Below are 10,052 nucleotides of genomic sequence, written 5' to 3'. Positions count from 1 at the left end.
GCGGTGTGTGAATTTTCGAAGAAAATTCTGTATTTAGCCCGAAGCCTTAAAGCAAGGCCTTGGCGGCTGTGATCGTCGCTTCGGCAGTGATGCCAAACTCCTGGTACAGCCGCTCCATCGGCGCGCTGGCACCAAAGGTCGACATGCCGACAAAGCCCGCCTTGGCCTCGCGCCCGCCCTGGCCCAGCAGCCAGCGGTCCCAGCCCTGCCGGACACCCGCCTCGATGGCAACGCGCACCGGGCCGGGCGGCAGGACCTTGCGGCGCCAGGCCTCGTCCTGCGCGGCGAACAGCTCCATCGACGGCATGGAGACGACGCGGGTGCCGATGCCTTCGGCTTCCAGGGCGTCCCGAGCCTTGAGCGCGATTTCCACCTCGGACCCCGTCGCCATCAGGATGACCTGACGCTTGGCCGAGGCTTCGGCCAGCACGTAGGCGCCCTTCGAGACAAGGTTCGCGTTGGTGTGGGTCTTGCGGACGGCAGGCAGGTTCTGCCGCGACAGGGCGAGAACCGTGGGCCGGGTCTTTTCCGTCAGCGCGATTTCCCAGGCTTCCGCCACCTCGACCAGGTCGGCGGGGCGGATGACCAGCGTGTTCGGCGTCGCCCGGCTGATCGCCAGGTGCTCCACCGGCTGGTGGGTCGGGCCGTCCTCGCCAAGGCCGATGGAGTCATGCGTCATGACATAGACGACCGGGATCCCCATCAGTGCCGACAGACGCATCGAAGGCCGGGCATAATCGGTAAAGCACATGAACGTCCCGCCGTAGGGCCTTACGCCACCATGCAAAGCCATCCCGTTCATCGCTGCGGCCATGCCATGCTCACGGATGCCGAAGTAGACATAACGGCCCTTGCGATCCTCTGGCGTGAAGACGCCCAGGTCCGCCGTCTTGGTGTTGTTCGATCCCGTCAGGTCGGCCGAGCCGCCGATGGTCTCGGGCAGGACCGGGTTCACCGCCGCCAGCACCTTTTCCGAGGCCGCGCGGGTCGCAAGCTTCGGCAGGTCGGCCACCGCCTGCTTCTTCACCCCGCGAATGGCCGAGGCTAGCTTAGCCGGGGCCGCAAGCGCGAAGATGCGGGCGAATTCGGCCTGCTTGCCGGGCGACAGGGCGGCAAGCCGCGCCTCCCACTCCGCCCGCGCCTTTGCCCCACGGGCACCGAGGCCTTCCCACCATTTCTTCACATCGGCGGGAACCTCGAACGGCCCGCCTTTCCAGCCATAGCCGTCCTTCGCCGCCTGGAGCTGTGCCTTGTCGGTCAGCGCGCCGTGGCCCTTCGACGTATCCTGCGCCGCGTGGCCGATGGCGATATGCGTCTTGCAGGCGATCATCGCGGGCCGGGGCGAGGCCTTGGCGGCCGTCAGCGCCCGGTCGATGTCCGCCGGATCATGGCCGTCGCACTCGAACACGTCCCAGCCCGAGGCCGCAAACCGCGCCTTCTGGTCGGTCACGTCGGCAATCGACACCTTCCCGTCGATGGTGATGCCGTTGTTGTCCCACAGCACGATCAGGCGGCTCAACTGCTGCTTGCCCGCCAGGCCAATCGCCTCCTGGCTGACACCCTCCATCAGGCAGCCGTCGCCCGCGATCACCCAGGTGTAGTGGTCCTGGATCTTCGCCCCCCAGCGTGCGCGCAGGTTCTCTTCGGCCATCGCAAAGCCCACGGCATTGGCGATGCCCTGGCCCAGGGGCCCCGTGGTGGTTTCCACCCCCGCGACATGGCCGTATTCCGGGTGGCCCGCGGTGATCGCGCCCCACTGGCGGAAGGCCTTGATCTGGTCCAGCGTCATGTCGGCATAGCCGGTCAGGTACAAAAGCGAGTAGATCAGCATCGACCCATGGCCCGCTGACAGGATGAACCGGTCGCGGTCCGGCCAGCGCGGCGCCTTGGGGTCAAACTTCAGGTGACGCTCGAACAGAACCGTCGCCACATCGGCCATCCCCATCGGCATGCCGGAATGGCCCGAATTCGCGGCGGCCACCGCATCCAGCGCCAGCGCGCGGATCGCGGTCGCGCGCATCCAGTGATCGGGGTTCTTCTGGCGGAGGGTCTGGATGTCCAAGGCGGCATTCCTTTGGGCTGAACGTGGCAAGGGGTCGCATGCGTCCTAAACACCGCGACCGGCAAGATCAAGCTTGCTGCCCAAGGCCTTGGGAAGAAAGGCCGGTCGCCTTTCGCGGGTTTCGCGCTAAGATCGCCGGACAGCGATAACCAGCGATTCGGGACGGAATCGTGCAAGGCAAGATGGGCGCGTGTGCAGCGTCTGCGGGGGTAAGGGGGACGGGATGCAGGAAATCACCGATCTGGAAAAGCGAATCGCCACCGCGTTGGAGCGGATCGGCAAGGGGCTGGACCGGCTGGCCACCCAGCCACGCCCCATGGGCGCGGCCCCGGCCGGCGTCGCTCCCGCTGCAGACGCAGCCCTGCGCGCCCAGCTGGAGGAGGAGAAGTCCCTGACCGCCCAGCTGCAGGCCCGCCTGCGCGCCGCCAAGGACCGCGAGGCGCGCGGCGACCTGCAGGAAAAGGTCGACCGGCTGACCCAGGAACTCGACGTCCAGGGCCTTGAACTGCAGCGCATGCGCCGGGTCAACGCCTCGTTGCGCGAACAGCTGGAAACCCTGCGCACCGCCCAGGCCAGTGGCGTGACCGAACCCGGCCAGATCAACAAGGCGATGCAGGCCGAGCTTGACGCGCTCCGCGCTGCCCGCCTGACCGAGATCGCGGAACTGGACGAAATCCTCGCCGCCCTCGAACCCCACCTGACGGAGGCCCGCAATGCCTGATCTTGAAGTCACCATCGGCGGTCGCCCGTTCCAGGTCTCCTGCCAGCCCGGGGAAGAGCATTTCCTGCGCTCCGCCGCCGGGATGCTGGATGCCGAAGCCCAGCCGATCGTCGCCCAGCTGGGCCGCTTGCCCGAAGCGAAGATGCTGCTGATGGCGGGCCTGATGCTGGCCGACAAGACCGCCGCGCATGAAGACGAAATCCGCGCATTGCGCGCCCGGGTGGCCGAGCTTGAGGCCCGCCCCGTCGCAACCCGTGACGTGGCTGTGGTGCCAAAGCAGGTGTCGGACACGCTGGCCGAACTTGCAGCGCGGGCCGAGGCGATGGCGACACGGGTGGAAGAGCAGATTCGCCCATGATGGCCCGGGCGGCATTCTGCCTTTTCGCGCTGGCCATGCCAGCCGCGGCACAGTCCTATGCGACACGGACCTATCTGTGCGACCGCGGGGTCGAGGTGCCCGCCACCTATGTCGTCGGTCCGGATTATGACCTTGTCGTCATCAACGTGGACGGTCGCCAGGTGACGCTTGTCAGCGAACCCGCGGCTTCCGGTTCGCGTTACAGCTGGCCCTCGGACGGGGAGGTCTATGTCTGGTGGTCGGAAGAGGACGCCGCAGCGCTCTTGTGGAAGACGCCAGAAGGCGAAACGCCGCTTCTTTCCTGCATCATCCCCTGAAAGGCCGGACCGGGGGCGCACCCGCCATCCCGGCCCGCCATACGCTCAGGCGTTCGCTTCGCGGATCTTGTCGGCGGCCGCCTTGTCGAAGGCCACGCCCTTGGCTTCCAGCAGCTGGTCCAACTCGCCCGACAGCGTCATCTCGGTGACGATGTCGCAACCGCCGACGAATTCGCCCTTCACGTAAAGCTGCGGGATCGTCGGCCAGTCCGAGAAGTCCTTGATGCCCTGCCGGATTTCCGGGTCGGCCAGCACGTTCACGTCCTGGAACTCCACCCCCATGAAGTTCAGGACCCCCGCCACGCGCGAGGAGAACCCGCACTGCGGCATCATCTTGGTGCCCTTCATGAACAGCACCACATCGTTCTTCTCGATCGTATCCTTGATCGTGTCCTGCGCGCTCATCGCCCGTTCTTCCTTTTCCATTTGCGGAACTCCCATTTCCGGGTGACCCGCCAGTGCCTTGTCCCATATTTCAACAGCGGCCAGTTGCTTGCAACCGACAGGACCGCATACAGCACCAGAAACCCGACGATCCATGGCGCAGCCCAAGGCGCCTTCTCGATCAGCCAGGCACCGAACTCCTGGGTCACGCCCTAGCGCTGGTCCCTACTTGCCAGATAGGCCGCCATCCGCCGTTCGGATTCCAGCGTCGCTGCGCGGCGCTTTTCGTACTGCTGGTCCACCGGTTCGGGCTCGCCCTTCTTGCGCCTGTTGCGGTTCCGGACCATCGCCACGATCCCGACCAGCGGCAGAAGCGCCGTGATCACGCCATAGCCTGCACCCGTAGCCATCGTCTTGCCTTTCGCTATGCGTCGCTGCCAGATTTAGGTGTCTTCGGGCCGTGACACAAGCCACGGGTCGGTGTGGCTGACCTGGCTCACTCCGGCGCCTTCGTTGTCAGAGCCAGCGCATGAAGCGCGCCGTTCGGGCCATCCATCTTGCCCTTCAGCGCCGCATAGACCGCGCGCTGCTGCTGGACGCGGTTCAGGCCCCGGAAGGATTCGTCCACCACCTCGGCCGCGAAATGCGCGCCATCATCACCCTGCACGCTGATCTTGGCGTTCGGGAAGGCCTCCCGGATCAGGGCTTCGATGTCGCGGGCTTCGATGGGCATGGGCGTCTCCTTCTTCGTCTTGAGCCTAGGCCCGGGGGGCAAGCGGTTCAAGGGATTCCCATTCGCGCCGCAGCATGCCGTACAAGAGCAGGTCGACGGCCCGGCCCAGGGCCGGGCGGTACCAGTGCTGGCGCTGCCGACCCTCCAGAGTGAACCCGGCACGGGCATAGGTCGCCTGCGCGCGCGGGTTCTCGCCCGAGGCGTCCAGCCAGACCCGGGCCGCGCCCAGGGTGCCGAACCCAAAGTCCACAAGGGCGCGCACGAAGACCTGGCCCTGTCCGCGCCCCGTCTCGTCCAGCGCAAGGCGCCGCAGTTCCACCGCACCCGATGGCGCGCCGATCTCGCAGAACAGGGCATAGCCCGCAGGCCGCCCGGTCTGCTCCCAGATCAAGAGGCGCGCAGCCGGGTCGGCAAGGTAGTCTGCAAGTGCTGCCTCATCCTCGTCGGTAAGGAAGGGCGCGTTCTCTGCCCGCCCCGCGATGGCCCGGATCACCTGGAAATCCGCCGCTGTCGCCGGACGCAGCATCAGACGCCCACGGTCGCCGCAAAGGCGGTGCGGTAAAGCTGCGACAGCTCGGCCAGGGGCGCGCTTTCGGTGCCAAGCGTCACCTTGTCCCCGCCGAACCGGCCGACCTGGGTCACCTTGACCCCACCCGCCGCAGCCATGAAGGCCGCCAGGTCATCATGCCGGATCGCCACGACGTACCGCGCCTGGTCCTCGCCAAAGAGCTGCCCGATGTCGCCGGTCTTGAGCGTCAGCCCGATGCCCGCGCCTTCCGCCATCCGGAACGCCGCCAGTGCGAGCCCGCCGTCGCCCAGGTCCCGCGCCGCGTGGATGCGCTTGCGGTTGGCCAGAACGGCCTTCGCCACTGATATCTCGGCTGACAGTTCGACCGGCGGAGGATCCCCCGCCTCGATCCCGAAGGCCTCGGCCAACAGCGCCGACTGCCCCAGATGCCCCCGCGTCTCGCCGATCACGACGACAATGTCGCCATCCGCCGGTTGCCCCGCGATCAACTCGTCCGCCTTCATGATCCCGACCGCGCCGATGGTCGGCGTCGGCAGGATGCCCGAGCCGTCGGTTTCGTTGTAAAGGCTCACGTTCCCCGACACGATCGGCATGTCCAGCGCCTTCACCGCCGCCCCGATCCCCTCCAGCGCACCGACGAACTGCCCCATGATCTCGGGCTTTTCCGGGTTCCCGAAGTTCAGGTTGTCGGTCGTGGCCAGAGGCCGCGCCCCCACTGCCACGAGGTTCCGGTAGGCCTCGGCCACCGCCTGCTTGCCACCCTCGAACGGGTTCGCCTTCACATAGCGCGGCGTCACGTTCGAGGTGAACGCCAGAAGCTTCCCTGTCCCATGCACCCGCACCACGCCCGCGCCGGCCCCACAGGGCACCACGGTATCGGCCCCAACCTGGCTGTCGTACTGTTCATAGACCCAGGCCTTGTGGGCATAGGAGGGCGACCCGATCAGCGCCTTCAGCGCCGCGATGGGCGTGATCGCCGGGATCTGCGGCAGGGGCGCCGGGGCAGGGGAGGGTACCCAGGGGCGGTCATACTCCGGCGCAGACGACGACAGCTTCGACAGCGGAATGTCCGCCTTAACCTCGTTGCCGTGCAGGATCAGGAAGCGGTCCTCCGGGATCGTCTCGCCCACAATGGCGAAGTCGAGGTCCCACTTCACGAAAATCGCCCGCGCCTCGGCCTCTTTCTCGGGCTTCAGGACCATGAGCATCCGCTCCTGGGATTCCGACAGCATCATCTCGTAAGCCGTCATCCCCGTCTCGCGCTGGGGCACGTCGTCAAGCTGCAGCTTGATGCCAAGCCCGCCCTTGTCCCCCATCTCCACCGCCGAACAGGTCAGCCCCGCAGCCCCCATGTCCTGGATGGAAATGACGGCACCGGAGGCCATCAGCTCCAGACAGGCCTCCAGCAGGCGCTTCTCGGTGAAGGGGTCGCCCACCTGCACCGTCGGGCGCTTCTCTTCAATCGTATCGTCGAACTCGGCCGAGGCCATCGTCGCCCCGCCCACGCCATCCCGGCCCGTCTTCGCGCCCAGATAAACGACCGGCATCCCCACGCCCGACGCCGCCGAGTAGAAGATCTTGTCGGTATCCGCCAAACCGGCGGCAAAGGCGTTCACCAGGCAGTTGCCGTTGTAGCTGCGGTGGAACCGCACCTCGCCGCCCACGGTCGGCACCCCGAAGGCGTTGCCGTAAGACCCCACGCCCTCCACGACGCCTTTGACCAGATGCGCGGTCTTCGGGTGGCTCGGCAGGCCAAACGACAGCGCATTCATCGCCGCAATCGGCCGCGCGCCCATCGTGAACACATCTCGCAGGATGCCGCCCACGCCGGTCGCCGCACCCTGATGCGGCTCGATGTAGGAGGGGTGGTTGTGGCTCTCCATCTTGAAGATCACCGCCTGGCCGTCGCCGATGTCGACGACGCCCGCGTTTTCGCCCGGTCCGCAGATCACCTGAGGCCCGGTGGTCGGCAGCTTCTTCAAGTGAATCTTCGACGACTTGTAAGAGCAATGCTCGTTCCACATGGCTGAAAAGATGCCCAGCTCCGTGAACGTCGGTTCCCGTCCCATGATCCCCAGAAGCCGCTCCCACTCGTCGGGCTTGATCCCGTGGCTGGCAACCAATTCCGGCGTGATCGCGGGCTCTTGCATGGCATCCCCTCTGGCAGCTTGGCCGCCTCATAAGCGAAAGGCTGCAAAAGCGCAAACTGGCCGCGCTCCAGATGACCCGCCATTTCTGCAACGATTACAGTCGTTTCGCCACAGTGGCCGAAAAAACCCATCACCGTCGCAGAAAATTTTCATGCCCCATGTCGAAATCGGCAAACTGACTGCGTCCTTGGGTCACGAAACCCAAATCACAAAGGAACCGAACCGAATGTCTTTCCCGATCACCACCCTGTACGCGCTTCCCCTGATCCCGATCTTCCTGATCCTGTTCTTCCGCGTCTCCGGCAAGCGGACCGAGCTCAAGGCCTCCATCGGCCATGCCAATGATGCCGCCCTGCACGAGCGCATCCGCCATCACGGCAACTTTGTCGAATGGGTGCCCTTCGTCCTCCTCCTCCTTGCCCTGGCCGAGGCGAACAGCGGCAACTCCATCGCGCTGCACTGCGCGGGCGGCTTCCTTGTGCTGGGGCGCATCATGCACCCGTTCGGGCTGAAGGCCGACAACCCGACGCATGTCCTGCGCATCATGGGCAATTCGCTGAATCTGCTGGCGACGGTCATCCTGCTGGTTGTCCTCGCCATGGCCCGCTTCTTCTGATCCCCCCTCGTCATCCAAGGACACATCCCATGAACTACATGATCCTGATTTACGGCGACCCGACGCGCGAACCGGCCTATGGCACGCCCGAATTCAACGAAATGATGGCGGGCTATACCGTCGTGAACCGCAAGATGCAGGCCGACGGCGTCATCCGCGGCGGCGATGGGCTGGAACGGATCGACACGGCCAAATCGCTGCGCATCACGGGCGGCCGCGTCGAGACGATGGACGGCCCCTTTGCAGAAACGCGCGAGCATCTGGGCGGCTACTACATCATCGACGTGCCCGACATGGAGACCGCCTTGTCCTATGCGGCCCTCATCCCCACCGCAGCCTTCGGCACGATCGAGGTCCGCCGGGTGATGAACTTCAACCCGGCCGGCAACTGAGCGCAGTCTGACCCTTTGCCGCCCCCGCAGTCCTGCGGGGGCGGTTTTCTTTTGTGAATGATTTCAAGGCCACAGAAGTTTTTTGACTTTTTTCGCACCCGATGTCGAAATCAGAAAGGGGCTTGCGTCCTTGGTGCAGGACCGACTGGCAAGCCCGCCAGCGGCCGCAACTGAAAGGTCTGACCAATGAAATACATGCTGACGCTTTACGCCGCCCCCGAGGCCGAGCCCGCCTACGGCACCCCGGAATTCGACGCGATGATGGGCGAATACTTCGGGCTTGAGGAAAAGATGAGGGACACCGCCACCTTCCTTGCGGGCGAAGGCCTGCAGCCGGTCGCCACCGCCACTACGCTGCGCAAGCGCGGGGGAAAGGTCGAGACGATGGACGGCCCCTTCGCCGAAACCCGCGAACACCTCGGCGGCTTCTACCTGATCGACGCGCCGGACCTCGATGCCGCGCTTCGCTTTGCCGCCGAGATCCCCGCCGCCCGCTATGGCTCGGTCGAGGTGCGCCCGGTGATGGAGTACTGATGACCCCGCAGGCGCTTCTGTCGCGGGTCCTTAGCGAAGACCGGGGGCGGCTCTTGGCCGCCCTCATTTCGCGTATCGGCAACTTCCAGCGGGCCGAGGATGCCTTGCAGGAAGCCGCCGCCTCGGCCCTGGTGCACTGGGGCAGGGCAGGGGTCCCGGCCAGTCCGACTGGTTGGCTGCTCCGCGCGGGCCTCCGCAAGGCCATCGACGGCTACCGCCGCGATTCCACCCTGTCCCGGCACCGGGACGCCATCGCGGTGCTGGCTGAGGAAGAGGCAGCCGAGCCCGACCCGCAAGCCATCCCCGACGACCGCCTCCGCCTGATCTTCACCTGCTGCCACCCGGCACTGGAGGAGAAGTCGCGTATCGCCCTGACGCTCCGCAGCCTTTGCGGACTGACGACCGCCCAGGTCGCCGCCGTCTTCCTCGACGCCGAGCCGACGATGGGCCAGCGCCTAAGCCGCGCCAAGGCGAAGATCGCCGCCGCCCGAATTCCCTATGCTGTCCCGGGGCCCGAGGACCTGCCCGACCGGCTGAATTCCGTCCTGACCGTGGTCTATCTGATCTTCACCGCCGGCTATGCCCAGGGTCCGAAGGCGGGCGTCGATCTCTGCACCGAGGCGATCTTCCTCGCCCGGCTGCTGGTGCGCCTCGCCCCCGATCAGCCCGAAGTCGAGGCCGCTTTGGCCCTTCTCCTTCTGACAAACGCCCGCGCTGCGGCCCGCATCGGCCCGGACGGCCAGACCCTGCCGCCCGCCCGGCAGGACCGAACCCTCTGGAACCAATCCGAACGGGCCGAGGGCCTGGCGTTCCTCGACAAGGCCATCGCCCGCCGTGCGCCCGGTCCGTTCCAGCTGAAAGCCGCCATCGCCGCCCTGCATTCGGCGGACGCACCGCCCGACTGGCCGCAGATCGCCGCGCTTTACGCCCGCTTGCACCAGATGGAGCCAACCCCGGTCATCGCCCTGAACCATGCCGTCGCTCTCGCGGAAAGCGGCCACCTGGCCCAGGCGCTGTCCCATGTCCAGTCTCTGGCCGACCAGTTGGACGGCTACCAGCCTTTCCATGCGACCCGCGCCGACCTGCTGGCCCGCAACGGCGACCATACTGCCGCGCGTCCCGAATACCTCCGCGCCATCGCCCTTGCGGCAAACGATGCTGACCGAAGCTTCCTGCAGTCCAGGCTCGCCGCCCTGCGCTGAAAAAAAAGGCCGAGCATAAAGCTCGGCCAAGTCCAACAGGGAGGTACGAAGGGG

14 protein-coding genes are annotated in these 10,052 nt (G+C 66.3%); 7 read left to right on the top strand and 7 right to left on the bottom strand.

Going from position 1 to position 10,052, the window contains the following annotated elements:
• Positions 1–46 precede the first annotated feature (46 nt).
• A complete protein-coding gene (gene tkt, locus AC2EAL_RS17525; RefSeq protein ID WP_484725522.1) occupies positions 47–2,062 on the bottom strand; it encodes a transketolase in 2,016 nt (671 codons plus the stop codon).
• Positions 2,063–2,285: 223 nt separating this feature from the next.
• Here tkt and AC2EAL_RS17520 point away from each other — a divergent pair, with 223 nt between their 5' ends.
• From AC2EAL_RS17520 to AC2EAL_RS17510, 3 genes are read left to right on the top strand one after another with little or no spacing between them, the layout of a single operon-like run.
• Positions 2,286–2,783 (top strand): hypothetical protein, encoded by a 498-nt coding sequence (locus AC2EAL_RS17520; RefSeq protein WP_484725521.1) that lies wholly within the window; start codon positions 2,286–2,288, stop codon positions 2,781–2,783.
• A complete protein-coding gene (locus AC2EAL_RS17515; protein WP_484725520.1) occupies positions 2,776–3,141 on the top strand; it encodes a cell division protein ZapA in 366 nt (121 codons plus the stop codon). Before AC2EAL_RS17520 ends, AC2EAL_RS17515 begins: the two co-directional genes overlap by 8 nt.
• Before the next feature lie 35 nt (positions 3,142–3,176).
• A complete protein-coding gene (locus AC2EAL_RS17510; RefSeq protein WP_484725519.1) occupies positions 3,177–3,458 on the top strand; it encodes an MliC family protein in 282 nt (93 codons plus the stop codon).
• A 45-nt stretch (positions 3,459–3,503) separates the two neighbouring features.
• Here AC2EAL_RS17510 and grxD read toward each other — a convergent pair whose 3' ends face one another.
• The 6 genes from grxD to purL all read right to left on the bottom strand — a co-directional run bounded on the left by grxD (position 3,504) and on the right by purL (position 7,254).
• Complete coding sequence (gene grxD, locus AC2EAL_RS17505) at positions 3,504–3,863, bottom strand: Grx4 family monothiol glutaredoxin (protein WP_484725802.1); 360 nt, start codon at positions 3,861–3,863, stop codon at positions 3,504–3,506.
• Positions 3,860–4,051, bottom strand: coding sequence for a hypothetical protein (locus AC2EAL_RS17500; RefSeq protein WP_484725518.1), 192 nt, complete (start codon positions 4,049–4,051; stop codon positions 3,860–3,862). The genes grxD and AC2EAL_RS17500 overlap by 4 nt, the downstream gene beginning before the upstream one ends.
• 3 nt (positions 4,052–4,054) lie before the next feature.
• Complete coding sequence (locus tag AC2EAL_RS17495) at positions 4,055–4,252, bottom strand: hypothetical protein (RefSeq protein WP_484725517.1); 198 nt, start codon at positions 4,250–4,252, stop codon at positions 4,055–4,057.
• Between the two features lie 86 nt (positions 4,253–4,338).
• Positions 4,339–4,575 carry a BolA/IbaG family iron-sulfur metabolism protein gene (locus AC2EAL_RS17490; protein WP_484725516.1) on the bottom strand — a complete coding sequence of 79 codons (237 nt, stop codon included), beginning with the start codon at positions 4,573–4,575 and terminating at the stop codon, positions 4,339–4,341.
• Positions 4,576–4,600: 25 nt separating this feature from the next.
• Positions 4,601–5,101, bottom strand: a complete 501-nt coding sequence (locus tag AC2EAL_RS17485; protein WP_484725515.1) for a GNAT family N-acetyltransferase — start codon at positions 5,099–5,101, stop codon at positions 4,601–4,603.
• Positions 5,101–7,254, bottom strand: coding sequence for a phosphoribosylformylglycinamidine synthase subunit PurL (gene purL / locus AC2EAL_RS17480; RefSeq protein WP_484725514.1), 2,154 nt, complete (start codon positions 7,252–7,254; stop codon positions 5,101–5,103). The genes AC2EAL_RS17485 and purL overlap by 1 nt, the downstream gene beginning before the upstream one ends.
• A gap of 226 nt (positions 7,255–7,480) precedes the next feature.
• Between purL and AC2EAL_RS17475 the strand changes: the two genes are divergently transcribed.
• The 4 genes from AC2EAL_RS17475 (at position 7,481) to AC2EAL_RS17460 (ending at position 9,998) form a co-directional block, all read left to right on the top strand.
• A complete protein-coding gene (locus AC2EAL_RS17475) occupies positions 7,481–7,870 on the top strand; it encodes an MAPEG family protein (RefSeq protein WP_484725513.1) in 390 nt (129 codons plus the stop codon).
• Between the two features lie 29 nt (positions 7,871–7,899).
• Entirely contained in the window at positions 7,900–8,262 is a 363-nt protein-coding gene (locus AC2EAL_RS17470) for a YciI family protein (protein WP_484725512.1), read from the top strand.
• Between the two features lie 186 nt (positions 8,263–8,448).
• On the top strand, positions 8,449–8,796 hold the full coding sequence (locus tag AC2EAL_RS17465; RefSeq protein ID WP_484725511.1) for a YciI family protein: 348 nt from the start codon (positions 8,449–8,451) through the stop codon (positions 8,794–8,796).
• Positions 8,796–9,998 carry an RNA polymerase sigma factor gene (locus tag AC2EAL_RS17460; protein WP_484725510.1) on the top strand — a complete coding sequence of 401 codons (1,203 nt, stop codon included), beginning with the start codon at positions 8,796–8,798 and terminating at the stop codon, positions 9,996–9,998. Before AC2EAL_RS17465 ends, AC2EAL_RS17460 begins: the two co-directional genes overlap by 1 nt.
• Positions 9,999–10,052: the final 54 nt, after the last annotated feature.

The organism is Tabrizicola sp. T74, assembly GCF_057219935.1.
The sequence above is the reverse complement of the archived record's forward strand: the minus strand, read 5'-3'. Positions and strand labels throughout refer to the sequence as shown.

Excerpts from the sequence above, each read along its gene's own strand:
- AC2EAL_RS17520 (WP_484725521.1), top strand. The coding sequence starts at position 2,286 with ATGCAGGAAATCACCGATCTGGAAAAGCGAATCGCCACCGCGTTGGAG.
- AC2EAL_RS17465 (WP_484725511.1), top strand. The coding sequence starts at position 8,449 with ATGAAATACATGCTGACGCTTTACGCCGCCCCCGAGGCCGAGCCCGCC.
- AC2EAL_RS17515 (WP_484725520.1), top strand. The coding sequence starts at position 2,776 with ATGCCTGATCTTGAAGTCACCATCGGCGGTCGCCCGTTCCAGGTCTCC.
- AC2EAL_RS17485 (WP_484725515.1), bottom strand. The coding sequence starts at position 5,101 with ATGCTGCGTCCGGCGACAGCGGCGGATTTCCAGGTGATCCGGGCCATC.
- AC2EAL_RS17490 (WP_484725516.1), bottom strand. The coding sequence starts at position 4,575 with ATGCCCATCGAAGCCCGCGACATCGAAGCCCTGATCCGGGAGGCCTTC.
- AC2EAL_RS17470 (WP_484725512.1), top strand. The coding sequence starts at position 7,900 with ATGAACTACATGATCCTGATTTACGGCGACCCGACGCGCGAACCGGCC.
- AC2EAL_RS17475 (WP_484725513.1), top strand. The coding sequence starts at position 7,481 with ATGTCTTTCCCGATCACCACCCTGTACGCGCTTCCCCTGATCCCGATC.
- grxD (WP_484725802.1), bottom strand. The coding sequence starts at position 3,863 with ATGAGCGCGCAGGACACGATCAAGGATACGATCGAGAAGAACGATGTG.
- AC2EAL_RS17510 (WP_484725519.1), top strand. The coding sequence starts at position 3,177 with ATGCCAGCCGCGGCACAGTCCTATGCGACACGGACCTATCTGTGCGAC.
- purL (WP_484725514.1), bottom strand. The coding sequence starts at position 7,254 with ATGCAAGAGCCCGCGATCACGCCGGAATTGGTTGCCAGCCACGGGATC.
- AC2EAL_RS17460 (WP_484725510.1), top strand. The coding sequence starts at position 8,796 with ATGACCCCGCAGGCGCTTCTGTCGCGGGTCCTTAGCGAAGACCGGGGG.
- AC2EAL_RS17495 (WP_484725517.1), bottom strand. The coding sequence starts at position 4,252 with ATGGCTACGGGTGCAGGCTATGGCGTGATCACGGCGCTTCTGCCGCTG.